21 protein-coding genes are annotated in these 25,355 nt (G+C 54.5%); 13 read left to right on the top strand and 8 right to left on the bottom strand.

Annotation, left to right across the window (positions count from 1 at the left end; genetic code table 11):
* The first annotated feature begins 13 nt into the window (after nt 1–13).
* The 12 genes from addB to purU all read left to right on the top strand — a co-directional run bounded on the left by addB (nt 14) and on the right by purU (nt 18,604).
* Complete coding sequence (addB, locus tag NST23_RS23930) at nt 14–3,511, top strand: helicase-exonuclease AddAB subunit AddB (protein WP_340964705.1); 3,498 nt, start codon at nt 14–16, stop codon at nt 3,509–3,511.
* Nucleotides 3,480–7,292, top strand: a complete 3,813-nt coding sequence (addA, locus tag NST23_RS23925; protein WP_340964703.1) for a helicase-exonuclease AddAB subunit AddA — start codon at nt 3,480–3,482, stop codon at nt 7,290–7,292. Before addB ends, addA begins: the two co-directional genes overlap by 32 nt.
* A 169-nt stretch (nt 7,293–7,461) precedes the next feature.
* Nucleotides 7,462–7,935, top strand: a complete 474-nt coding sequence (locus NST23_RS23920; protein ID WP_340964701.1) for a DinB family protein — start codon at nt 7,462–7,464, stop codon at nt 7,933–7,935.
* A 110-nt stretch (nt 7,936–8,045) separates the two neighbouring features.
* A complete protein-coding gene (locus NST23_RS23915; RefSeq protein ID WP_122964341.1) occupies nt 8,046–9,452 on the top strand; it encodes an amino acid permease in 1,407 nt (468 codons plus the stop codon).
* 107 nt (nt 9,453–9,559) lie between these two features.
* A complete protein-coding gene (locus NST23_RS23910) occupies nt 9,560–10,078 on the top strand; it encodes a DUF402 domain-containing protein (protein WP_122964342.1) in 519 nt (172 codons plus the stop codon).
* Between the two features lie 249 nt (nt 10,079–10,327).
* The gene (gene pyrH / locus NST23_RS23905) at nt 10,328–11,062 is read left to right on the top strand and encodes a UMP kinase (protein ID WP_122964343.1); all 735 of its coding nucleotides are present in this window, start codon (nt 10,328–10,330) and stop codon (nt 11,060–11,062) included.
* Nucleotides 11,063–11,348: 286 nt separating this feature from the next.
* Nucleotides 11,349–13,547, top strand: a complete 2,199-nt coding sequence (locus NST23_RS23900) for a DNA topoisomerase III (protein WP_242774339.1) — start codon at nt 11,349–11,351, stop codon at nt 13,545–13,547.
* 277 nt (nt 13,548–13,824) lie between these two features.
* Nucleotides 13,825–15,015, top strand: coding sequence for an HlyD family secretion protein (locus NST23_RS23895; protein WP_122964345.1), 1,191 nt, complete (start codon nt 13,825–13,827; stop codon nt 15,013–15,015).
* The gene (locus NST23_RS23890; protein WP_173596665.1) at nt 15,012–15,770 is read left to right on the top strand and encodes an ABC transporter ATP-binding protein; all 759 of its coding nucleotides are present in this window, start codon (nt 15,012–15,014) and stop codon (nt 15,768–15,770) included. The genes NST23_RS23895 and NST23_RS23890 overlap by 4 nt, the downstream gene beginning before the upstream one ends.
* Complete coding sequence (locus tag NST23_RS23885) at nt 15,767–16,906, top strand: ABC transporter permease (RefSeq protein ID WP_122964347.1); 1,140 nt, start codon at nt 15,767–15,769, stop codon at nt 16,904–16,906. The genes NST23_RS23890 and NST23_RS23885 overlap by 4 nt, the downstream gene beginning before the upstream one ends.
* A 17-nt stretch (nt 16,907–16,923) precedes the next feature.
* Nucleotides 16,924–17,595, top strand: coding sequence for a TetR/AcrR family transcriptional regulator (locus NST23_RS23880; protein ID WP_173596666.1), 672 nt, complete (start codon nt 16,924–16,926; stop codon nt 17,593–17,595).
* Nucleotides 17,596–17,707: 112 nt separating this feature from the next.
* Nucleotides 17,708–18,604: a formyltetrahydrofolate deformylase gene (gene purU / locus NST23_RS23875; protein ID WP_173596667.1), complete on the top strand. Its 897-nt coding sequence runs from the start codon at nt 17,708–17,710 to the stop codon at nt 18,602–18,604.
* 149 nt (nt 18,605–18,753) lie between these two features.
* Here the strand turns inward: purU and NST23_RS23870 are convergent, their stop codons facing one another.
* From NST23_RS23870 to NST23_RS23845, 6 genes are all read right to left on the bottom strand, one after another.
* Complete coding sequence (locus tag NST23_RS23870; protein ID WP_122964350.1) at nt 18,754–19,068, bottom strand: DMT family transporter; 315 nt, start codon at nt 19,066–19,068, stop codon at nt 18,754–18,756.
* The gene (locus NST23_RS23865) at nt 19,068–19,406 is read right to left on the bottom strand and encodes a DMT family transporter (protein WP_063230881.1); all 339 of its coding nucleotides are present in this window, start codon (nt 19,404–19,406) and stop codon (nt 19,068–19,070) included. Before NST23_RS23865 ends, NST23_RS23870 begins: the two co-directional genes overlap by 1 nt.
* Before the next feature lie 61 nt (nt 19,407–19,467).
* Nucleotides 19,468–20,037 (bottom strand): TetR family transcriptional regulator, encoded by a 570-nt coding sequence (locus NST23_RS23860; protein ID WP_281868641.1) that lies wholly within the window; start codon nt 20,035–20,037, stop codon nt 19,468–19,470.
* A gap of 214 nt (nt 20,038–20,251) precedes the next feature.
* The gene (locus NST23_RS23855; protein WP_254456824.1) at nt 20,252–20,812 is read right to left on the bottom strand and encodes a hypothetical protein; all 561 of its coding nucleotides are present in this window, start codon (nt 20,810–20,812) and stop codon (nt 20,252–20,254) included.
* Nucleotides 20,812–21,435: a hypothetical protein gene (locus NST23_RS23850; RefSeq protein ID WP_340964699.1), complete on the bottom strand. Its 624-nt coding sequence runs from the start codon at nt 21,433–21,435 to the stop codon at nt 20,812–20,814. The genes NST23_RS23855 and NST23_RS23850 overlap by 1 nt, the downstream gene beginning before the upstream one ends.
* 123 nt (nt 21,436–21,558) lie before the next feature.
* Nucleotides 21,559–22,470: a LysR family transcriptional regulator gene (locus tag NST23_RS23845; RefSeq protein ID WP_340964697.1), complete on the bottom strand. Its 912-nt coding sequence runs from the start codon at nt 22,468–22,470 to the stop codon at nt 21,559–21,561.
* A 125-nt stretch (nt 22,471–22,595) separates the two neighbouring features.
* Between NST23_RS23845 and NST23_RS23840 the strand changes: the two genes are divergently transcribed.
* Entirely contained in the window at nt 22,596–23,816 is a 1,221-nt protein-coding gene (locus NST23_RS23840; RefSeq protein ID WP_340964695.1) for an MFS transporter, read from the top strand.
* Here NST23_RS23840 and NST23_RS23835 read toward each other — a convergent pair.
* Both NST23_RS23835 and NST23_RS23830 read right to left on the bottom strand, forming a co-directional pair.
* Entirely contained in the window at nt 23,779–24,474 is a 696-nt protein-coding gene (locus NST23_RS23835) for an alpha/beta hydrolase (protein ID WP_122964356.1), read from the bottom strand. The two genes, NST23_RS23840 and NST23_RS23835, sit on opposite strands and share 38 nt — an antisense overlap.
* Nucleotides 24,475–24,664: 190 nt before the next feature.
* The gene (locus NST23_RS23830) at nt 24,665–25,321 is read right to left on the bottom strand and encodes a CoA transferase subunit B (RefSeq protein ID WP_063230888.1); all 657 of its coding nucleotides are present in this window, start codon (nt 25,319–25,321) and stop codon (nt 24,665–24,667) included.
* Between the last annotated feature and the right edge of the window lie 34 nt (nt 25,322–25,355).

The raw sequence follows: 25,355 nt of genomic DNA, 5'->3' as shown, positions 1-25,355 counted from the left end.
AAGGGGAAAAAACATGGCAGTCCAATTCATACTGGGACGGGCAGGAACGGGCAAGACAGAAGCGATTCGTCAGCAGATGCAACAGCGACTGCGTGAACAGCCGCTGGGTACGCCGATGATTTTGCTTGTGCCGGAACAGGCCAGCTTTCAGGAAGAATACGCCCTCGCCACCTTGCCCGGGCTGAGTGGCGTGATTGGCTCGCAAGTTTTGAGCTTCGGACGGCTGGCTCATCGGCTGCTACAAGAACTAGGGGATTTAACGACGGTAGCGGTTGACGATCTCGGAAAGCACATGGTGCTGCGCATGCTTTTGGAGCGGCATAAAGAGGAGCTGCAAGTATTCGGGCGGTCTGCGATGCAGCCGGGCTTCGCCTCCCAGCTCGGCCGTCTGATCAGCGAGTGCAAGTCGTATGGCGTTTCTTTTACCCAATCGGAAAATGTGGATTGGGGGGGAGCGAACCTCAATCAAAAAATAAGCGACTTGCGGCTGATCATGAACGCCTATGAAGGATACATGGCAGAGGGCTACTGCGATGCGGACGATATTTTGAACCGGGTAGCGGTCATGGTGCCTGACTCCGCGTACATCCGACAAGCGGAAATTTTTATCGACGGCTTCACCGGCTTTACCAACCAGGAGCTGAGAGTCATCGAGCAACTGATGCTGCATGCCAGACAGGTGACGATTGCCCTGACGTTGGACCCGGACGAACGGGATGCTTCTGTCGATGAGCTTGGATTGTTCCATCCGACGTTGCGCACGTATCAGGCGCTGTCGCTTATGGCGCGAGAAGCGGGCGTTTCCATCGCCAAACCGCTGCTTTTGAACGAGACAAGGCGCTTTGTGAGCAGTCCGTGGCTGCGCCAGCTTGAGCAGGCTTATTTCCAATGGGGAGCGCCGCCGCCTGTCGGTGAGGCTGGGCGCACGGATGAGGTAGCTCTGCTCTCTGCCGTGAACAGGCGGGCCGAAGTGGAAGCCGTCGCGCTGAAAATTGTCGCGCTTGCCAGGGAAGAAGGATACCGCTGGAGAGATATGGCGATCTTGCTGCGGGAAATCGGCACGTATGCCGATGAAATCTCGGCTGTATTTACCGACTACGGCATCCCGCACTTTTTGGACAAGAAGCGTACAGTGATGAATCATCCGTTGGTGGAGCTTGTGCGGTCGGCTTTGGAGGTCGTCACAACGAAATGGCGGTATGACGCGGTTTTTCGCTGTTTGAAAACAGACTTGCTCGTAACGGACATTACGGACGAACGCACGGCTCGCAAGGAAATCGACCGATTGGAAAACTATGTGCTGGCACACGGCGTATTCGGCTACCAATGGGCGGAGGAGTCTGCGTGGCGTTTTCGCGGACAAGCCGGGGCTGCGGAAGATGCGCAGGCTGATGAGCTGAGGCGCAAGTACGCTGCTCCGCTGCTTGCCTTTGAACGGGAGCTGAAGCAGGCCACGGGCAAAAGCGTTCGGGACATGACGCTCGCCCTGTACAACTTGCTGATCGCTCTCGATGTGCCAAACAAGCTGGAATATTGGCAGCGAAAAGCTGAAAAAGAGGGCGATCTCGATGCGGCGCAGGTGCATGGTCAGGTGTGGACCGGGCTTGTCGAGCTGATGGATCAAGTCGTAGAGGTCATGGGCGACGAAAGCATGGATTTGGCTACTTATGCGCGTGTCCTCGACAGCGGACTGGAGTCGATTGAGCTTGGACTTGTACCGCCCGCGCTGGATCAAGTGCTGGTCGGGGCCATGGAGCGTTCCCGCCAGCCTGACGTCAAGGCGCTGTTTATTCTCGGAGTGAATGAAGGGATTATTCCTTTGCGCCCGAAAGAAGAAGGCATTTTGGATGAGGCTGAGCGCGAGCGGCTGGCAGAAATGGGACAATCGCTTGCGCCAAGTGCCAAGCAAAAGCTGATGGCAGAGCCGTATCTTTTGTACCAGGCGATGACGCGGCCGTCCGAGCGGCTGACGATGAGCTGTGCCCTGGCCGATGAAGAGGGCAAGGCATTATTGCCGTCCGCGGTGTTCTCGCGCATCAGGGAAGTGCTGCCGGGTTTGTCGCACGAAGTGTTTTACAACGAGCCGACTGGCGAAGCGGATACAGACGCCTTTTTGCTTGGGCAGCCGAGAAGGGTGTTTCGCCACCTGCTTACCCTTTTGCGCTCGATGAAAAAGACGGGCGAGCTGCCTGTCTTCTGGTGGGAAGTGTACGACTGGTACCTTCGTTCCTCGACAGAGGAGCTGCGGGAAAAATGGCTGCTGGGCGGCTTGCGCTACCGCAATCTCCCGGAAGAGCTGGACAGGCAGACGAGCGCGACTTTGTACGGAAAGCAGTTGAAAATGAGCGTGTCGCGTCTGGAACGCTTTCAGGCGTGTCCGTTTTCCCACTTTTCCTCGCACGGCTTGCGGCTGTCCGAACGGACGATGTACAAGCTGGAGCGGTTCGATGTGGGGGAATTGTTCCACGCCTCGCTCAAACGCGCCGTGGAAAAAATGAATCAGGAAAATCTGGAGTGGAGCAGGCTGACGGAAGATCACAGCATGCAGCTGGCCAGCGAAGTCGTGTCTGAGTTGGTGCCGCAGACGAGAAGCAGCATCCTCACCCGGACAGCTCGCTATCGCTATTTGTCCGGCAAGCTGATGCGAGCGGTCGGCCGCGCCATTTACGTGCTCGGGGAGCATGCGAAGCGCAGCCGTTTTGCTCCGATAGGGCTGGAAGTTTCCTTCGGGCCGGGTTCGGATTTGCCAGGCTTGGTGCTGACGCTTGATAACGGCGTGGAGTTGCAGTTGATCGGACGCATCGACCGTGTGGACCAGTCGCTGGACAGTGAGGTTCCGTATTTGCGCGTCATCGACTACAAATCAAGTCCCAAGCAGCTATCGCTTTCAGACGTGTGGAACGGGCTGAACTTGCAACTGCTCGTCTACCTGGATGTCGTCGTGGAAAATGCAGAGGCATGGCTGGGCAAAAAGGCGGAGATGGGCGGCGTCTTCTACTACCAGGTGGCGGACCCGTTTGTGACAGCCAAGCGGTTGCTGACAGCCGACGAAGCAGCCAAGGAGCGGGCCAAGCGTTTGCGCATGAAAGGGCTGATGCTGGCTGATCCGGAGCTGGCCAGGATGATGGACGGATATGTCGAGCAAGGCCCGTCCGAGTTGGTTCCTTTTGAACTGAAAAAAGACGGGACGCTTTCTTCGCGTTCTTCTGTGGCTACAGCCGAGCAATTCCAGGCATTGACGACATACGTGCGCGATACGGTGAAGCAAATCAGCACGCGGATGACGGACGGGGAAATACAAATCCAGCCTTATTCCAACGGGACGATGACGGCGTGCGATTACTGTTCGTACAAGCCTGTGTGCCAGTTTGACGGGGAGACGGGCGGCAATGAGCACAGGCAGCTGTCCAAATGGAACAACAAACAAATCTGGAGCATGCTGGCCGAACAGCAACTGACGGGAGAGGGGGATGCCACGGATGGCGGAGCAAGCGATGCAGGCCAAGCCTGAGCAGTGGACGGATGAACAATGGCAAGCGATCATTCAGCGCGGGAGCAATCTGCTCGTCGCGGCGGCGGCAGGCTCGGGGAAGACGTCCGTGCTGGTCGAGCGGATTATCCGGCGCATCATGGATGAGCACGACCCTGTCGGCGTCGACCAGCTTTTGGTTGTGACTTTTACCAATGCTGCGGCGGCCGAGATGCGTCACCGGATTGGCGATGCGCTGCAAAAGGCGCTCAAGGAGCAGCCGCATTCCGCGCATTTGCGCAGACAGCTGGCGCTCTTGCAGCGGGCCACGATTACGACGTTGCACTCCTTTTGCCTTGGCATTCTGCGGCAGTATTACTATTTGCTTGAGCTTGACCCGGATTTTCGCATCGCCGACCAGATGGAAGGCGAGCTGCTCCGGCAAGACGTTCTGGAGGAACAGCTGGAGAGCTGGTATGAAACCGACCCGGATTTTCACGCGCTGGCAGATATCATGCTGGACGGGCAGGACGATCAGTCACTGGCTGTGCTGCTGTTGCGATTGTACGAGTTTTCCCGCAGCCATCCCTCACCGGAGCAATGGCTTGCCGAGGCAGCCGCTATGTTTGACATCCCGCCAGGAAAAGGGCTGGACGGGCTAGTCTGGGCCAACAGCGTGCTGCAATCTGTGCAGCTGCAACTCGTCGGCATGGCGGGGAAAATGAGCAGGGCGCAGGAACTGGCGGCGTCTCCAGAAGGTCCGGTGGCGTACTTGCCGCTTTTGCAGGCGGAGGCTCAGGCGCTAAAAGAAGCTGCGGCTTCGTGCAAGCAAGGCTGGGAAGCAGCGAGCCAGGCTGTTTGCGGGGTGACGTTTGCCAAGCTGCCACCCGTGAAGGGAACGGACCCGGATACGAAGGAGCAGGTTCAGGGGCTGCGCAACGGCGTGAAAAAGGAGCTTTCCGAGCTGATCGAGCAGTATTTTTCGATGACAGCCGAGCAGTATGCTGCCGATTTGCAGCGGATTGCTCCGCACATGAAGACGCTGGCGCGACTCGTTACCGAGTTTTCCGACGCTTTCCAGCTGGAAAAGCGCTCGCGCGGCTTGGTGGACTTCGGCGATCTGGAGCATCTTGCCTTGAGCATTTTAATGACGACCGATGACGCTGGCGAGCTTGTTGCTTCTTCCATATCCGAGCAGCTGCGCGATCAGTTCGCGGAAGTGCTCGTCGACGAATATCAGGATATCAATCTCGTGCAGGAAACGATCTTGCGCATGGTTTCGCGCGACGGAACAAACGAGTCTGTGGCAAATCGCTTTATGGTAGGCGATGTCAAGCAGAGCATTTACCGCTTTCGCTTGGCTGAGCCGAAGCTGTTTCTGGAAAAGTATTTGACTTACCGTCAAGCAGGCGAAGCCGATCCGGGACGACGAATCGATCTGGCAGCCAACTTCCGGAGCAGACGCGAGGTTGTCGATGCGGTCAACTTTTTGTTTCGGCAAATCATGTCTCCGGGCGTCGGGGAGATTGACTACGATCAGTCAGCCGAGCTGATCAACCGCGCATCGTATCCCGAAGCGGAGCCAGGCAGGCTGCAGGCGGAAGTGCATCTGATCAATCGCAGCGCGGCCGAGCCAGAGCAGGGACAGACGTGGTCGGCAGAGGCGAGCGATGAGGGCGAGACGGCAGGCGTTCCCGACACGGCGGGTGAGACGGTGGAAGAAGCGAGCGTCGCCCAACTGGAGGCGCGGCTGATCGCCAGCCGCATTCGCCGCTGGATGGAACCGGGAGAGGGAGAGTCTCCCCTGCTTGTCTTTGATAAAAAAGCAGGCGGGATGCGTCCGCTTGCGTACCGGGATATCGTCATCCTGCTGCGTGCGACCTCTGGCTGGGGGCAGACGATGCAGGACGAGCTGCACGCTGCGGGGATTCCTGTTTACGCCGAACAGACGGCAGGGTATTTCGCTGCGACAGAAGTAGAGACGATGCTGTCGCTTCTGCGCGTGATTGACAATCCTTTGCAGGACATTCCGCTCGCGGCCGTTTTGCGTTCGCCGATTGTCGGTCTGCGCGAGGAACAGCTTGCGCACATCCGCATCGAGTATCCAACGGGACCGTTTCACCTGGCTGTCATTCAGTATGCAGAGGAGCGGGCGGCGCAAGAAGCGTGGGAAAAACGGCTGCGCCACTTTTTCTACAAGCTGGAAGGCTGGCGGACGCATGCCCGCAGAGGGGCGCTGTCCGAGCTGTTGTCCGTCTTGTATCGCGAGACAGGCTACCTCGACTATGTGGCGGCACTGGAAAACGGGCAGCAGCGGCAGGCCAATTTGCGCGCGCTTTACGATCGGGCACGCCAGTACGAAGCGGGCTCTTATCGCGGCTTGTTCCGCTTTTTGCGCTTCGTGGACAGGCTTCAGGAAGCAGGCAATGACATGGGCGAGGCGCGCACGATCGGAGAAAACGAGGATGTCGTGCGGATCATGACGATCCATAAGAGCAAAGGGCTGGAGTTCCCTGTCGTGTTCGTGGCAGGCATGGGCAAGCAGTTCAACACGATGGATTTGAAAAGCGCCTTTTTGCTGCACAAGGACTTGGGCTTTGGCCCGATGGCCGTAGAGCCGTCCATGCAGCTTCGCTACCCGAGCATCGCGGCATTGGGTATTCGCCAGCAACTGCGCCGGGATATGCTCGCGGAAGAAATGCGCGTGCTGTACGTCGCTTTGACGCGCGCCCGCGAAAAGCTGATTCTCGTCGGCTCGGCGAAAGACTTGGCCAAAAGCGTGACAGATTGGGGCAGGCAAGGCGACGGGGAGCGGCTCAGCGATGAAGATTTGATCCAGGCCAAAGGATACTTTGACTGGGTCGGCCGTGCCTTGCTGCGGCATCCGTCAGCGGGAGACTTGCGCGCTTATCCGCAGACGCAAGGAGCAGGAGAAGCAGTGCGGGTCAGAACGATTATCGACGACTCCGACTGGTCTTTTCATTTTTACCAGGCAGACGAGCTAAAGGCACAACAGGAAGCTGCCAGCGACGACATGAATTTGTGGGAGCGAGTGACGAGACGGGAAGCAATCGCGGAGCGGCCTCGCGACGAAGCGTTGCGAGAGTTGGTACAGTCCAGGCTCGGCTGGTCTGACCCGCACCCGGTCACTCCCGGAGTAGCAGCCAAGTGGAGCGTCAGCGAGCTTACGCGAATGGCCAAGGTCACGAAAAATGGTCAGCCGTTCGCCTTGCCTTCCATTACGGAAAAGCCGAAGTTTTTGGCTGAACAAAAGTCGAATCGTTTGACGGCGGCTGAAAAAGGGACGATCACGCACCTGGTCTTCCAGCATCTTGACTTGCAGCGAGCGCTGGATGAGGCGGATATTCGCGAGCAAGTCGCGGAGCTGGCGGCGCGCCGCTTTTTGACGGAGGAGCAGGTACAGGCGGTAGACATTGCCCAGATTGCCCGATTTTTTGCCGATCCGCTTGGACAGCGCATGAAAGCGGCCAAGGCTGTCCACCGCGAGCTGCCATTTACCTTGGCGCTTCCAGCCCATGAGGTAGAGCCACAGCTTGCCGAAGCTGCTGCCGAGAGAATCATCGTCCAAGGGGTGATCGACTGTCTGTTGGAGGAAGAGGACGGCGGTCTTGTTTTGATCGACTTCAAGACAGACTGGATGGCGAAGGAAGCTTCAGCGAACGCGATGGAAGAAATGAAACGAAGATACAATGGGCAAATCAGTCTCTACATTCGGGCGATCAAACAAATTATCAACCCTTCCCGGGAAGTGGAAAGCCATCTGTATTTGCTGTCAGGAGGCTACTCGATCCGTTTTACTTAGCCGCAGGATGAAGGACCAGAGGCTCAGAGGCTCAGAGGTTCAAAGGAAAAGCACCGTTTTCAGTCGAAAGCGGTGCTTTTTTGCAGGCTTATCCGTTACCGATAGCACGAATGCGAACGTATGTGCTAATATGAGTGAAATGGAAACTTTTTTGCGGGAGGTATCGGGGATGAAAGAGCTGTTTGCTTACAACTGGCTGGTGCGGGATGAATGGTTTGCATGGTGTGCCAAGCTGCCGGACGAAGAATTGCTGCAAAAAAGAGTCGGCGGAGCGGGGAGCATCTTGTACACGCTGTTTCATGTAGCTGATGTGGAGTACAGCTGGCTGTGCGGTGTACAGGGGAAGCCCGATGTCCAGTTGTCCTACGAGGAGCATCAATCGCTTGGGCAAATCAAAGCGCTGTCAGACGAGTGGCGAGAAGAGCTGCGCGAGTTTCTGGACAGTTGGACACAAGCTGGCGAGACGGAGCCTGTGCGTGTGGAATGGAGCACGGAGGAATACGTCAAAGGTGAAATCTTGCGCCATGTGATCGCTCACGAAATTCACCATATGGGGCAGCTGTCTGTTTGGGCAAGAGAGCTTGGACGTCCTCCCGTCTCTGCCAATTTCATCGGCAGAGGGCTTATGCGCAGCAACGGCTAAGCGCTGAGCGCAATCCCGCTTGGGAAAGCATGCATAATTTTCCTCCTGCCTGCTCATACTCCAACTGTTTCGATTGCAACTGGAATGTCCGGGCGGGAGGTACGCACAATATGGCGTTAAAAGAACAGTTATTGAGGAAAAAGTCGATTGAAAGCTTGCTCGCGCAGGTAGAGAGCAAGCATGGAGCGCTGAAAAAATCGCTGGGCGCGTTTGATTTGACCATGCTTGGCATCGGGGCGATTGTCGGTACAGGCATTTTTGTGCTTACAGGAGTGGCGGCGGCTGAGCACGCTGGCCCTGCACTGGTCTTGTCCTTTGTCTTGTCCGGGCTTGCCTGCGTGTTTGCCGCTTTGTGCTACGCCGAGTTCGCCTCGACGGTTCCTGTATCGGGGAGCGCCTATACTTACAGCTATACGGCTTTTGGCGAACTGGTAGCCTGGATGATCGGCTGGGACCTGATCTTGGAGTACGGGGTAGCTTCGGCTGCGGTGGCGAGCGGCTGGTCGGGATATGCGCAAGGACTGCTTGCCGGTTTTGGCATTCATTTGCCTGTAGCCTTGACCAATGCATTCGACACTTCCAAAGGCACGATCATCGATTTGCCAGCGGTCGTCATTATTTTTGTCATTACGCTTTTGCTTATGAAGGGGACGCGAGAGTCAGCCAAGTTCAACACGGTCATGGTGCTGATCAAGGTGGCGGTCATTCTCCTGTTTCTCATTGTCGGGATCGGCTACGTCAAGCCGGAAAACTGGAGTCCGTTCATGCCGTTTGGCTTTGCCGGGGTAGCGACGGGCGCTGCTACTGTCTTCTTTGCTTTTATCGGATTCGACGCAGTCTCTACGGCTGCCGAGGAAGTGCGCAACCCGCAGCGCGACATGCCGATCGGAATCATTACTTCGCTTCTGGTGTGCACCTTGCTTTATATCGCCGTCTCCCTGACGCTGACAGGCATCGTGCCTTATGACATGCTGAACGTGAAAAATCCGGTAGCTTTTGCTTTGAATTACGTCAAGCAGGACTGGGTGGCTGGCTTCATTTCACTCGGGGCGATTGTCGGCATTACGACGGTACTGCTGGTGATGATGTACGGGCAGACCCGGCTGTTTTTTGCCATGAGCCGTGACGGCTTGTTGCCCGCTGTGTTTTCACGGGTGAACCCAGAGACGCAAGTGCCGCAAAAAAGCACAATCATCGTCGGCATTCTCGTCGCCATTTTCAGCGGATTGTTGCCGCTTAACAAGCTGGCTGAACTGACGAACATCGGAACGCTGTTCGCGTTTATTCTCGTTTCCATCGGTGTGGTTGTGCTGCGGAGGACGAATCCGGAATTGCGGCGCTCGTTTCGCACGCCGCTTGTTCCGCTCGTTCCGATTTTGGCAGTGCTGTTCTGCGGCTATTTGGTGTATAGCTTGCCGTCTATTACCAAAATCGGCTTCATCGCCTGGCTGATTGCTGGCGCGATCGTCTATTTTTTGTACGGACGCAGGCACAGCCATTTGCGGGATGGCAAATAGCGACAGATGAGGCATGTTCTTGCGGGAACATGTCTTTGTTTGCATCTGACAAAACCATCCAATTCGTGGTAGAGTAAAAGGAACCAAAATGACGAGGAGCACTGGCCATGAAGCGAAAACGAGCAGACCGACCTGGATGGAGACGCGTCAAGCGAATGGGCTATCAGGAAAAGTGGGTAGAGGCTTTGTCTTTTTCCGGGTATGCTGTTCGTTTGACTCTGGACGAAGTAACGGAGCCTGCCTACATGCCTGTTGGGGAAAAGCTGCTGTGCGTAGGCGACAGAGGGTATGTGTACCTGCAATACTTTCCACATGAAAAGCCTTATGCCGTCACGAAGATGATGGACGAGCTGGGAAATACCGTCCAGTGGTACATCGACATCTGCAAGGCGCATGGCAAGGACGAGAGCGGTCATATCTGGTATGACGATCTTTACCTCGACATTGTGGTGCTGCCGCAGGGCGAAGTGTATTTGCTCGACCAGGATGAACTGGATGAAGCGCTGCAAAAAGGTGTGATTGACAGCGACGAGCACAGCTTCGCTACCGAGGTTGCCGATCAGCTCCTGCGGGATATTTTGGCTGGTAAGCGAGATGCTTTTGATTTTCCGAATTTCTTTGCATAATGGGCAAGACGTGCATAAAATGAGGATGAGTTCCAGACCATTTTACGATGAAGATGAAGGAGGGGGAATCCGAATGACAATGCCAATGCAAAGCAAGCAAGTCCAATTCCCCTGTATTTTGTGAAGAACGAAGGCTGTCATTGCTTTCGTTCTTTTTTTGAGCCGTAAAAGGGGATGGAGGCGAGCAGGGCATCTATCGCTATCGCTTGTTTGGAAGCAAAAGAAAAAGCGGATTGAGGAGGAGACGCCATGAGGTATAAGCGGGTGTTGGTCAAATTGAGCGGTGGAGCGGTTGCGCAGGAGAACGGGTTTGGTTTTGATCCGGTTCAGTTAGAGCATATCGCGGGGGAAATTTATTCTTTGCTGGACATGGGCGTCGAGGTCGCAATCGTCATTGGCGGCGGCAACATTTTCCGGGGAAACATGGCGGACCAGTGGGGGATCGAGCGGGTCGAGGCAGACAACATCGGAACGTTGGCAACCGTGATCAACAGCCTGATGCTTCGCGGGGTGTTAAAGGCTCGCGTCAATACGGAAGTCCGGGTCATGACAGCTGTGCCGATCAATGCGGTCGCGGAACCGTATATCCGCCTGCGCGCCGTGCATCATCTGGAAAAGGGCTACGTAATCATTTTTGCTGGCGGAAACGGTCAGCCGTACGTGACGACAGACTATCCAGCGGTGCAACGCGCCCTGGAGGTGGAAGCAGATGCGTTGCTGGTGGCAAAGCATGGAGTAGATGGCGTGTACACGGCCGATCCGCGCAAAGATGCGACCGCACGCCAATATGTGGAAGTATCGTTTGACGAGGTAGTCCGGGAAGACCTGCGCGTCATGGACCAGTCCGCGATGATTTTGGCGAGAGATTACGGCTTGCCGCTGCACGTCTTCAATTTCAACGAGCCTGGAGCGATGGCGCAAATCTGTCGCGGAGAGCAGGTCGGAACGTTTATCAGCAAAGACGGCAGAGCCGTTTACAAGTGATAGGCAATATAGGGCAAAACGAAGTAAGGCCGCTCCTTTTTAAAAAAGGGCGGTTTTTTTTAGTGAGGCAGTTTCTTTTGTTTTGCGAATGAACAGGAAGCATGGAAGGTGATGACGTGGAGAAAAGCACTTTTTACCACTGAAAATTGAGCTTAGCGAACTATCAGATGAAGAAGAAAGCACCGGAAATGACCCCCTTAGGAAAAATAACCAGCAGATAAAGTCCTCCTGCGCCGGTTTTTTGTTTAGAATGGAAAGATAGCGACTGATTGAAAGGGTGTCACAGATGAGCAAAACACTTGTGCTGGCGGAAAAGCCGTCCGTCGGGCGAGATATCGCGAAAGTATTGCAATGCCAGAAAAAAGGGAACGGTTTTCTGGAAGGTGATAAATATATTGTGACGTGGGCGTTGGGGCATCTGGTGACGCTGGCCGATCCGGAGGTTTACGGGCAGCAGTTCAGCTCCTGGCGCATCGAAGATTTGCCGATCATGCCGTCGCCTTTGAAGCTTGTCGTCATCAGAGAGAGCAACAAGCAGTTCCAGACTGTGAAGCAGCAAATGCGGCGCAGCGACGTCTCGCAAATCGTCATTGCAACCGATGCCGGGCGCGAAGGCGAGCTTGTCGCCCGCTGGATCATCGAGATGGCCCATGTGCAAAAGCCGATCAAGCGTCTGTGGATTTCTTCCGTGACCGACAAGGCGATTCGCGATGGGTTTCGCAATCTGAAGGACGGCAAGCAGTATGAAAATCTGTACGCCTCCGCAGCCGCTCGCGCAGAAGCGGACTGGCTCGTCGGCATCAATGCGACCCGCGCCTTGACAACCAAGCACAACGCCCAACTGTCGTGCGGCCGCGTCCAGACGCCTACGCTTGCGATCGTGGCTTCCCGAGAGGAAGAAATTCGCCGCTTTACGCCCAAGCCTTTTTACGGCCTGAGAGCTGTAACAGACCAGGCGATCTCGCTCCAATGGCAAGATCAGAAGACGAAAGACATCAAAACGTTTTCCAAAGAGAAGGCAGACCAGCTGCTCGCCTCCTTGAAGCAGGAAAAAAGCGCGGAAGTAAGCGAAGTCACCCGCGCACACAAAAAGACGTACGCTCCACAGTTGTACGATTTGACTGAACTGCAAAGGGACGCCAACCGGATGTTCGGCTATTCGCCAAAAGAGACGCTGTCCATCATGCAGAGCCTTTATGAGCATCATAAAGCCGTCACTTATCCGCGCACCGATTCCCGCTATCTCTCGGCAGATATCGTAGAGACGCTGCCAGACAGAGTCAAGGCGGTGCAGATGAAGCCGTACGCGCCACTCGCAGCCAGAATTTTGCGGTCGCCGATCAAAGCGGCGAAGTCGTTTGTCGATGACAGCAAAGTATCTGACCACCATGCGATCATCCCGACAGAGCAAGCGGTGTTTCTCGGGGATTTGAGCGACAAGGAGCGCAAAATTTTCGACCTGGTCGTCAAGCGCTTCCTTGCCGTGCTTTTGCCGCCGTTTGAATACGAACAAACCACGATCCAGGCAAAAATCGGCGGAGAGTGGTTTGTCGCCAAAGGCAAAACGGTGCTGGCCCAAGGCTGGAAAGAAGCGTACGACCATGATGTGGCAGACGAAGAAGGTCAGGATGAACTGAAAGAGCAATGGCTGCCCAAGATAGAAAAAGGCGATCGGTTTCAGATTCAAAATGTGGCGCAAACAAAAGGCGAGACGAAGCCGCCGGAGCCGTTCACAGAGGCAAGCCTGCTGTCCGCGATGGAAAATCCGGCCAAATACATGGCAAACGAGAGCAAAGAGCTGATCAAGACGATCGGAGAAACGGGCGGGCTTGGTACGGTCGCCACGCGCGCAGATATTATCGAAAAGCTGTTTAACAGCTTCCTGTTGGAAAAGCGGGGCAAGCATGTGTTTGTGACGGCGAAAGCCAAGCAGCTACTGGAGCTTGTTCCCGACGAGATGCAATCGCCTACTTTGACCGCCCAGTGGGAGCAAAAGCTTGCCGCAATCGCCAAAGGCAGCTTGAACAAGCGAGCGTTTATCGAGGAAATGCGAACGTACGCCAAAGAAGTGGTGCAGGAAATCAAAAACAGCGACAAAGCCTTCCGCCACGATAACCTGACGAGAAGCAAATGCCCGGAGTGCAGCAAGCTTTTGCTGGAAGTCAACGGAAAGCGCGGCAAAATGCTCGTCTGCCAGGACAGGGAGTGCGGCTATCGCAAAAGCATTTCCAAGCAGACAAACGCGAGATGCCCGAAATGCCACAAGCGGCTGGAGATGCGCGGTGAGGGAGAAGGGCAAATGTTTGTATGCGCGTGCGGGCACAAAGAGAAGCTGTCTACTTTCAAGGATCGCCGGGACAAGGAAAAGGGCAGCAAGCTGTCCAAAAAGGAAGTGGCCAACTACTTGAAAAAGCAGGAGCATACCGACGACGATGGCATCAACTCTGCGCTGAAAGACGCTTTGTCCAAATTCAAGTTCGAGTAATCGCAGCACAACTCGCAAACGCCCAGGTCGCATTCATGGACCGGGGCGTTTTTTCTTTGAGTAGCGAAAAAAAGCGATTGCATGTCGGGCGGAAGGGGCATATACTCAGAGTATAAAAGTGAGTAATCACTCGCTTTTGTGTTTTGCAAAATGATAACCAGCCATCATGGATAAACGAATCCCCCATGAACATGCAAAAGCAAGCGAAAACGCGCTCTTTTTTTTACACATCAGTAAAAGTGAGCGCTCACTATTATACGAAACGAGGAGATGTTGCATGAAGCGTATTTTGCGCACGGTATGGATCGGCAGTCTGGCTCTTGCCTTGTCTGGTTGCGGGCTGTTCGGCGAAAAGCAGCCGTCTTTGTCCGGAACGATTGAAGCAGATGAATGGCCTGTCGTGGCAGAAGTAGGCGGGACGGTGACGAGGGTGATCGCCGAGGAAGGAAGCACGGTGAAAAAAGGCGAAGTGCTGGCGGAAATCGATCAGCGCAGCTACCAGATCAGCGTCGCAGAAGCGAAAGCAGCATTGGAACAGGCAAAAGCCAAACTGGAGGAAGCGAAGGCAGGCTCCCGCGACCAGACGATTCAGAAGGGAGTGGCAGCCGTCCAGCAAGCGAACGCCAACATCCGCTTGGCACAGGCCAGAAGCAGCCAGGCCGAAGCGGGGATTGCCAGAGCGAGACAGCAGTTGGCGCAGGTCGAGGCGCAGCGCGAGGGAGCAGAGGAGACGCTGCATTTTCAGCAAAAACGGCTTCAGGAAGTGACGGCTCTGTACGAAAAAGGCGCGATCTCGCAAAAAGACCTGGACATGCAAAAAGAAGCGGTGAACCAGGCGACGACGCAGTTGAACCAGTGGACGGCACAAGTGGCGCAAGTCAAAGCGGCGTACAGCTCGGCAGAGGAGGAGGCAGCTGCGGCGGCAGCCCAGATCGGCACAGCCAAGGCGCAGGAGCAAGGGGCGCAGGCAGAGCTTGATTTGGCCCGGGAAGGCAGCACGGTCTATACGATCCGCGCTTTGCTTGCCGCGCAGGAGCAGGCTCAGGCCAGGCTCGACCAGGCGATGCTGCAACTGGACAAGACCCGGGTAGTCGCAGCAGAGGACGGCGTGTTGTTGCGGTCCTCCGTCGAGCAGGGCGAAGTGGCGAAAACCGGAGCTACGCTGTTCACGATGATGAAGGCCGATCAGCTCAAACTTGTCGTCTACATCCCGGAAGCGCAGCTGAATCGCGTGCAAAAAGGGCAGGAAGTCGGCATACAGGTGGACGCGTATCCGAACGAGACGTTTAAAGGGACGATCAGCCGGATTTCGGAAAAGGCGGAATTTACCCCGAAAAATGTGCAGACGCAAGATGAGCGGACGAAGCTCGTTTTTGCGGTGACGATTGACGTGGCAAAAGGGCAGGAGAAAATCAAGCCGGGAATGCCAGCAGACGTGCTGTTGCCAGAAGGAGAGAACGCCCAATGAACGTCGCCATTGAGTGCCAGCAACTGACAAAGCGTTTCGGAGAGCGCATCGCCGTCAACCAGCTGACTTTGACAGTGCCAAAAGGTTCGATCTACGGCTTCCTCGGCCCGAACGGCTCGGGCAAGTCGACGACGATTCGCATGCTGTGCGGGCTGATGACGCCCACGACTGGCAGCGGCACGGTGCTTGGCTACGACGTGATGACACAGAGCGAGGAGATCAAGCAGCGAATCGGCTACATGTCGCAAAAGTTCAGCCTGTATGAAGATTTGACAGTGGAAGAAAATCTCGATTTTTACGCGGGCGTGTATCAGCTTGGCGCAGCAGAGCGCAAGCAGCGAAAAGCCGAGCTGATCGAGATGGCTGGTTTGACAGGACGCGAGAAGCAACTGGCAGGCTCGTTGTCCGGCGGCTGGAAGCAGCGTCTTGCCTTGTCCTGCGCTTTGCTGCACAAGCCGGAGCTGTTGATTTTGGATGAGCCGACCGCGGGAGTCGATCCGGTGTCCCGGCGCATTTTTTGGGACGTCATTCACGAGCTGGCGAAGCAAGGAATTACTGTGCTCGTGACCACGCACTACATGGATGAGGCCCAGACGTGCGACTGGATCGGCTTCATTTTCTTTGGCAATTTGCTTGCCGAAGGAACTCCCGGGGAATTGATTGAGCGCATGGAAGCGAACAATCTGGAGGACGTGTTTATCGAGCTGGTACGGCGGGAGGAAGCGAGGCAGGCAGCAGAGGGGGGAGCGCGATGAAGCGGTTCGTCTGGGAGCGCTACTGGTCCGTCGTCAAAAAAGAAGTGATCCAGATCAAGCGCGATCGGCCCAGTCTGGCGATTGCCCTGGTCATGCCGCTAATGCTGCTGTTTTTGTTCGGCTACGCCGTCAATACAGACGTGAGCGACATCAAGATGGCAGTCTGGAACCAAAGTCCTTCTGCGGCAAGCCGGGAGTTGGTCGAGCAGTTTGTCCACACGGAAATTTTTCAGGCAACAGCCAGTGTTAGCGGGTACCGCGAGCTGGAAGCGATGCTCGACGAAGGCACGGTGGACGTAGGCTTGGTGATCGGGCCGGACTACACGCGCAAAAAAGATCGGGGCGAGCCAGCCCACATCCAGCTGCTCATTAACGGCTCTGATCCGAATATCGCGCGCACCGCCATGTCCAACGCCCAACTGATCGTGCAGCATCAGGCGATCGCGCTCCAGGAAAAAAATCTGCAAAAACAAGGGCTGGGCGAGCTGCAACTGCCGCTTGAGCTGGATACACGGGTGCTGTTCAACCCGAATATGGAAAGCATCGTCTTCAACATCCCGGGCTTGATCGGGCTGATTATGCAAAATGTCACGATGATCTTGACCGCCTTTTCACTCGTGCGCGAAAAAGAACGGGGAACGATGGAGCAGCTCGTGGTGACGCCGATTCGTCCGTTGGAGCTGATGCTGGGCAAAATTACGCCGTACGTCGGTGTCGGCCTGTTCTCCTTTTGTCTCGTGCTCCTGGTCGGAACAGCCTGGTTCGGGGTGCCTGTCAAAGGCAGCATCGGCCTGTTGGTCGCCTTGTCAGTCCTGTTTCTCGTGACGACGCTGCTCCTCGGGATTTTTATCTCTACGGTAGCGAAGACACAGCTGCAAGCGATGCAGATGGCTTTCGCACTCATTCTGCCCAGCGTGCTTTTGTCCGGCTTCATGTTCCCGCGCGATTCGATGCCTGTCGTGATACAATGGTTGGGCGGGCTGGTCCCGTTGACTTATTTTCTGGAAATTCTGCGCGGAATCTTTTTGAAAGGCGTGGGCGCCGAGGCGCTCTGGAAAGACATCGTCGGGATGGGAGCATTCAGTCTGCTGATTTTGGCTGTCGCCATCGGAAGGTTCCGCAAGAAGATTGAATAGAGGAGCGTACGTGACGTATGAACAAGCCGCCATCGTTTGAAGAGGGCCTGTTGCAATATGTGGAGGAGCTGAAGGACGAGAGCGAGATGACGGAGAAGCAGCGCAATATTTTGCGAGCCTCTGTCAAGCTGTTTGCGGAAAAAGGATTTCACGCCAGCTCAACCGCGGAGATCGCCAAAGAGGCAGGAGTGGCCGAAGGAACGATTTTCCGTCATTACAAATCGAAAAAAGACATCTTGCTTGCGGTTGTCGCCCCTGTTCTGGTGAAGTTCGCGGCACCGTTCATCTTGAAGGACTTGCGCGAGATTTTCCGGGAGCAGGCGCAAAAGCCGTTCGGAGAAATCGTGGCGGAGCTGTACCGCAATCGCTTGAATCTGGTCGGTGCCAACGAGAAGCACATCCGCATCTTGCTGCAGGAGGCGTTTTTCCATCCGGAGATTCGGGAAGCGCTGATCGCAACCGTATTTGAAGACGCAAAAGCAATGGTGCAAAAGCTGATCGAAGCCAAAATCGACGCGGGCGAGCTGCGTCCACTGCCGAGCCAGGCTGTGTTTCGGGTCGTGCTGTCTTCCTTGATCGGAATGGTGCTGTTCCGCCAGGTGCTGGACAAGGAAGATTACGCCCATTATAGCGATGAAGAACAGATCGCTTTGACCGTAGATATTTTGTTGAACGGAATTGGCAAATGAGATTTTATCGATAAGGGAACGTTTTCTCTCTAATTGGCTGTAACAGAAAGGCCGCAAAGTGGTATAATTGCAAACAACTTTTTGCTGTTTGCTTTTGGAGGAGAGAGAAACCATGCATTTGTTATCAGAGAGAGACTGGCTCGCGTATCGGGAAAAAAACAAAGACCGTGCGCGCATGCTCATTTCATGCCCGGACCGCGCGGGAATCGTGGCGGCTGTATCGAACTTTTTGTTTCAGCAAGGCGCGAATATCGTTCAGTCTGACCAGTACACGACAGACCCGGAAACAGGCCGCTTTTTCATGCGGATCGAATTTGATCTGATCAACCTGGAGGAGCGCTTTGAAGCGATCAAGGCCGAGTTCAGTCAGGTAGCGGAAAGCTTCAGCATGGACTGGTCGCTGGTGGAAGCGAACAAGCGCAAAAAAGTCGCCCTGTTTGTTTCCAAGGAAGATCACTGTTTGCTGGAACTGCTCTGGCGCTGGAAGTCCGGCGAGCTGCACGCAGACATTTCGGTGGTTGTCAGCAATCACCCGGACATGCAGGAGACGGTGGAGTCTTTTGGCATCCCGTACCGCTGCATCCCGGTGATGAAGGACAACAAGCCGCAGGCTGAGCAAGAGCAGCTGGAGGCGGCGGAGGGCGTCGATCTGATCGTCCTGGCCCGCTATATGCAGATCTTGTCTCCGCGTTTTCTCACAGACTACGCGATGCGGATCATCAACATCCACCATTCGTTCCTCCCGGCTTTCGTGGGAGCGAAGCCGTACGAGCAGGCGTACCGCCGCGGCGTGAAGCTGATCGGGGCGACGGCGCATTACGTCACCGAGGAGCTGGATGCGGGGCCGATTATCGAGCAGGACGTGCAACGCGTATCGCACCAGGAGGATGTGGAAGCGTTGAAGCAGCTCGGACGCCAGGTAGAGCGCACCGTATTGGCGCGGGCTGTCCGCTGGCATCTAGAAGATCGCGTACTGGTTTACGGCAACAAGACGATCGTTTTCCCGTAACAGGTTGAAGCGATTAGGCGTTCAGCAGGATCAACAGGAAAAAGCTTCCCCAGGCAGGGAAGCTTTTTTGTTTGGCGCGTTAAAGGCGATGTCCAAAGGGGGAAGAAGTCTCGCTTCGACGACCGTTTCTTTTAGGCTTAGGACTTAGGTCAGGACACAAGCTTCAAACCAGTCACGCCCACGATGATCAGGAGCAAACTGGCGATACGGGCTACGCTTCGCGATTCGCCGAAGAAAATCATATTGAGCAAAACAGCGCCTGCCGTACCGATCCCGATCCAGACGGCATAGGCCACGCTCAGTTGCAGGTAGTTGAACGCCTGGTACAAAAAAGCGAAGGACAGGGCGAACCCGCCTGCAAACAAAGCGGTATGGAGCGCGTTCTTCTTTTGACTGAACAGCTTCAAGCCTACCACTCCGACGATTTCACAACTAGCAGCGAGAAAGACAAACAGCCAACCCATTATTGATGCACCTCTTTTTCTCCTCGATTGTCAGCCAGCTTCAAGCCGATGACTCCCAGCACGAGCAGCGCGATGAAGAGCAGTTTCAGCACGTTCATGCTGCCGCCGAACAAAAAGAAGTCCATGAGCACGGTTCCGACAGAGCCAGCGCCTGCAAAGATCGCGTATACGGTGCCTGTCGGCAAGCCTTCACACGACTTGGTCAAAAAGTAGAAGTCGACAATAATCACGGCCACCAGCAGTGCCCACTGCCACAAAAACTGGGCGGTACTGAAGCCGTACACCCAGACCATTTCCAGCAAACACGTCATCATCACATACATCCAGTATTTTCTCATCTTCTATACACCTCAAAAAATGAATGATATTCAGTCATTTTCCCTCAAAAGAAAACATACTTTACGGACGCAAAGCATGTTCCAGGAGGGTCAGCAATTCAGCTTTTTGTTTGGCCTCGTTTTCAGCGTCATATCCTGCGTACAGGTAGACTTGCTCGGCCGCAGACTCGATCAGTCCGATCAGCAGCTTCGCGGCAAGAGCCGGATTCAGCGTGTCGCGGACAAGCTTGCGCTTTTTGTCCGCTTCCAGCATGGAAGCCACCAGATCGTACAGGGGAGTGTAGATCGTCTCCCACTGGCTGATGTGTTCCGTCGTAGACAGGCCCGCGTAAATTAGGACGGAAACGTCGCGGTATTCAGCGGTAACCTGGAAAATGGCATCTACGAGTTGGCTCAGCTGCTCTTGCAAGGGAGCTTCGGGAGCAATCGCCGCCTCGATCTTTTTCATGAATTGCACGACCATCTGCTCGGCGATGGCAGGCATGACAGACAGTTTGGAAGGGAAGTAAAGATAAAACGTTCCATGCGCGATGCCCGCTTTTTGGGCAATGTCGGCGATCTTGGTTTTTTCGATGCCTTTTTCCTTGAACGCTTCGATGGACGCTTGAATGATCTTTTCCTTTTTATCCATGAGTCCGACTCTCCAATCGAAAATGACTGATTATCATTCATTTTAGCGGAAGGCGGTTGAGAAGTCAATTGGTGGTGAGAAAAGCATGATGGCTATCATCGTTCGTCACTCAGCGGTTTATGCCAGTTCATCACGAAAAAGACTGATTCCTAGGCAGTGACCTGCTTTGGGAGCAGTCTATTAAACAAGGGGATAGATGCGGTTGCTTTCACTGCTATTCGATAATAGTTGCAATATCCAGACCGATAAAAGTGGAAACAGCAAGTTTTTCTTCATTTAACACTTGTAACACGTAGTTTTGGGGAGAAAGAAGTGCTTGTTCCTCTTCCGCCGATAGGGATTCTTTTAACTTGATTTGTTGTGAAATCGTATATGTCTTCTGTGTTCTATTTAACTCTATAGTTAATACAGAAGGGGATTCCACTAACAATTTCGCGATTGTTTTTTCTCCTGGCATATCTCCATAAGTGAAATAGTAAGGCTCTTCCGTATTTAGCATTTTGTCAATCAAATAATCAGAGATATGAATGGTCATTTCTAAAGTGGCCGTTCCATCTTGTTTAGTAATGCCAAGTACAGAGTTTTTTAGATTTTGTCCATTTATTTCCTGATGGTAATCCGTGACTGATCGGAAGTGTTTCTTCTCTACCGAAGCTTCGTTGATTTTTTCTGCAGAATCAGAAGAGGAGGACATTTCACAGCCACTCATGAGAAGGGAAATTACAAGAAATAAACTGGATACCATTATGGAAAAAGTAATCTTGGGTGCAAACATTAGAGATCTCTTTGACTCTTGTCAGAGTACTCCATATACGAATATTTGGTATCTACGTAAGATTTTTTCTTCACGTTTTTTCCAGAATACGTAACAAGATTTCCGACAGATCTAACAGCCTTTGAACCGTATTCGATTACAGTGATCGATTTAGGCGCAATATTCCAATTCATAGTGGTTGTTTCAGTAGTATCGGTTCCAAATGACACCTCAGCAGTGACCCCGGCTTTTCCCTCTATCAAGCCCCAGTTCACTTTAGCTTCATACGTTGCGCTACCCTTAAAGGTCAGAAAAGTTTTTCTTGAAACACTTCTACTCAGGCTATCTGGCAAAGTTCCTCTGTTGATAAGCTCGAACGTCGTTCCTTTCACTCTGTATGTTTCGTTTCGATCCACTTCATATACAGTTTCATCAGGAATAGCCCTTGGGCTTATACGGTCTTCTTTTGGGGGAAGAGGTTGAAAATCGTACTCAACAGGAGTATTCCAGGTTATTTCTTTGATTTCCAGGTTTCTGATTTTATCGTACGTAATCGTTGGCGCTTCTGCCAAAGCAGAGCCTCCACCAGAAACCAATAAACTACTAACTAAAATTGAAAAAGCAGCAAGCTTTCTTGAAAGCATAATATCACCCTTCCAAAAAATGTAAATTTAATCCATTTATTCAAACTAACATTTGAAAATATTAAAGTCAATTCACATTCTTGAAATTTCTGCTTTTTGCTTGCCACGGCACTTTTCTGCTGGTTATTTTTGCTTTGCAAATGAATTGTTTTTGCCAACAAGCATCGCCAAAAACCGCTCCACCACAGGACGATGGCTGCTTTCCCCTGCACGCGTGCAGATGTAGACCGGGCGCTTGATCTCGACGCCGGGCACGGTTACGCGCCCGATTTCGTTGCGCTCGACCATTTCCTCGACAGCAAGCGCCGGGGCCAGCATCGTTCCGTACCCTGCACGTACAGATTGGATCGACTCGATCAGTCCGTGGTATTGCAGCCCGACCCGCGGGCGTCTGACGCCGTACTCGCGGCAGAGGGAGAACAGCCATTCGCGCGTGGAACTGCCTTGTTCGCGGAGCAAAAAAGGTTCCTGGAAGAGCTGCTCGATGCTGATTTCTTTGCCTGCCAACGGATGGGCTGCGGGGAGGATGAACCAGTAGAGCACATCTGTCATGTGGACGCGATCGATGGGCAGATCATCCTCCCACGCTTCTTTGATGACGATGGCGAGATCGACCTGGCAGCTCAGCAGTAGCTCAATCGATTGCAGCGAATTGCGGGTGCGGATTTCCACGTCGACATGCTCGTAGTGCTGTTTAAATTCAGCCAGCCACTTCGGGACGAGGTAGTTCGAGGGCAAGTAGGTGGAAGCGATGCGCAGCTTGCCTTTTTCGCCCTGTCTGATCTCGGCCAGCTGGGATTCGATTTCCCGTTCCCAGTCGTAGATGCGGCGAGCTTTTTCAAACAGAAACCGCCCTTCATCGGTGAGCGAAATTCCCCGCCCGTCGGGAGCGAGCAGCGATAAGCCCAACTCGTTCTCCAGTTTGCGGATTTGGGCGCTTACGGCAGGCTGGCTGATCGCGAGCGCTTCTGCCGCGGCAGTGACACTTTGGTGTGAGGCGACTTCGACAAAAATGCGCAAGGCATGCAGGTTCATTTGGCTGCTCGCTCCTTCATTCATAATCATTACTTATGAATCGTGTATGAATATGTATTAGATCGGATGAATGATTCCTTGTATGGTAAGCGATAGAAGGCAAGGAGTAAAGGAGCAAACAAAAGATGAGAGAAATCAGCGGGAGAAGGCAAGTCATCGCTGTGGCTTTGATCACAGCGCTTTGCATGCTGGGGGATTCCATGCTGTACGTGGTTTTGCCGCTCTATTGGAAGGAGGCCGGGCTGGACTCGCTGTGGGAAGTAGGCGTGCTGTTGTCGATCAACCGCTTGATCCGTGTTCCGCTCGGCCCGCTGGTCGGAAAATGGTACGAACGGACAGGCGGGCGTGCCGGGCTGGTGGTGGCGGTCATTTTGGCTTTTGTGACGACTTTGTCGTACGGCTTTCAAGGTTTTTGGCTGTGGCTGGCGATGCGTTCCTTGTGGGGTGTCGCCTGGACGTTTTTGCGGCTGGGAGCTTACTCGTTGATTGTGACGGTGGCGGAAAGACATAACCGCGGACAACTGATGGGGTTGTACAACGGCTTGTATCGTCTGGGCAGCCTTGGCGGGATGCTCGCCGGAGCGCTGTTCGCCACCTGGTATGGCCTGTTGCCTGCTGCGCTCGTGCTCGCCTGCTGTTCGCTTGTTGCCCTTGTGCTCGTCTTCCTGTTTATTCGCCCGAGCTTCACCAACCGGACGGCGGTAGATGTGGAGGAGACAGGGGCGTCACCGTCACGAAGTTTGTGGCGGCAGGCAAGCATACAAAAGACCATGCTGACCGCGCTTTTGGTCACCATGGTGTATCAAGGGATGTTTGCCTCGACATTGAGCAGGCTCATCGAGCAGCGAACACCGCTGCTTGTGCTTGGGGGCTTGGTGCTGGGAGCCGCTGTTCTTTCCAGTCTGGCCCAAGGCGTTCGCTGGTGCTGGGAACCGTGGGCAGCCCCGGTAGTCGGCAGGCTGGCGGACCGATACGGCCGGAGAAAAATGTTCGTCGCGACCCTTTTGACAGGCTCGCTCCTGTTTGCCTGCATTCAGGGCGGTCTGCCTCTGGAGGCGTGGCTCGCGGTTTTGCTCGGCATCCAGTTGACGGCGACGATCATCACGACCGTAATGGATACGCTGGCGGCCGACGAAGCAGCCGGACAGACAAACAGCACGGCCGTGATGACCTGCTACTCCGTCATTACCGATCTCGGAGCTGCTTTGGGTCCGCTGATTGCGTTTTGGCTGGATGAGCACGCGGGCCTGCCCGTCATGTACCTCGGACTCTCGATTGCGCTCTTCCTGATCGCGCTGTCTTGGAGCGTCAGACGAGGGCAGGGGAGTCAGGGAAGCGTTCCTTGAGCGTCGCGAGCACATCGTGAATCGCCGCTTCCTTGTCCGGGCCGTGCAAAAGCATGTGATTCGAATGCTCGTACCAGGTGATTTGCGGCGAAGCGGATTGGTCCACGCTGGTTGCGAGCAGTTGCGCGCTGACGGCGTGGACCGTATCGTCGCGCATCGCTTGCAACAAGTAATACGGCGTCTTCACCTGGCGCAAAAGCGGCTTTGTTTCGGACAACAGTCGGCGAAACTGGAGCATGCTGCTGACCGGGATGCGGCCGATGCTTCTTATGTAGCGGCGCGAATGGGTGGGGAAGTCTTCGCGCAAATAGTGCAAGGCTTCTTTTACATCCCAGTATTTATATGGTGTGTTGATGGTGATTAACAGCTCGACAGGGTAGCGGGTCGTCAGATGAAAAGCGAGCAGGCCGCCCATGGAAAAGCCGATGATGACGATCGTCTCGGCGCGCATGGACAGGCGCTTGTAGCCTTCTTCGGCAGAGCGAAGCCAGTCGTTGCGCGTGCTCCGTGCCATTTGGCGGCGAGTCGTCCCGTGTCCTTCCAGAGTAGGGCATTCCACCTGGTAGCCAGCCTCGCGCAGCACTTTGGCGAGCGGCAAAATGTCGTTGATGTCTCCTGCGAATCCGTGGATGAGAAGACAACCGACTGTTCCTGACATCTTGATCTCTTCCTCTCAAATGTTGGGAATTTGGTTTTGTGTACGTATTATATACCGAATGAGGGAAGGAAGCGACTGCGCGGGTGCAGCTCTCAAAGAAAAGACCCCGTCACCTGTGCGGTAGCCGGGGCCGAGGGTATGGCGATGATGCATCTGCGCTTCATTTTCCGGCGCAGGAGAGCAGACAAGATTACAGACCGATCGTTTTCAGCTCAGGCGAGATGATCAGCTTCGGTTCGGTGCATGCCTGGATGTCTTCCGCGGTGTAGCCTTCCGCGACTTCGACCAGAACGAGTCCATCCGGTGTGACATCGAGGACGGCTCTGTCCGTGATGATGCGGTTGATCACTTTTTTGCCTGTAAGCGGGAGCGCGCATTGGTTCAAAATTTTCGTCTCGCCATGCTTGTTGACATGGTCCATGATGACGACGATTTTTTTCGCCCCATGCACCAGATCCATGGCTCCGCCCATGCCCTTGACCATTTTGCCCGGAATCATCCAGTTTGCCAGGTCACCCTCGGCGGAAACTTCCATCGCTCCCAAAATGGCGAGGTCGATGTGGCCGCCGCGGATCATCGCAAAAGATTCCGCGCTGGAAAAGTAAGCAGCGCCCGGTATCGCCGTAACGGTTTCTTTTCCGGCATTGATCAGATCAGGATCAAGTTCGTCTTCGGTCGGATAAGGCCCGATGCCGAGCAACCCGTTTTCCGATTGCAGGACGACAGTTTTTCCTTCCGGGATGTAGTTGGCAACCAGTGTAGGCATCCCGATTCCCAAGTTTACGTAAAAGCCATCCTCGATTTCTTGTGCAGCACGAGTGGCGATTTGCTCACGAGTAAGCGACATAATGGTTTCCTCCCTAAAAATGAGCTTGTATGTG

Origin of the sequence: Brevibacillus sp. FSL K6-0770 (genome assembly GCF_038000275.1) — a bacterium.
GTDB classification, from domain to species: Bacteria; Bacillota; Bacilli; order Brevibacillales; family Brevibacillaceae; genus Brevibacillus; species Brevibacillus parabrevis.
The sequence above is the reverse complement of the archived record's forward strand: the minus strand, read 5'-3'. Positions and strand labels throughout refer to the sequence as shown.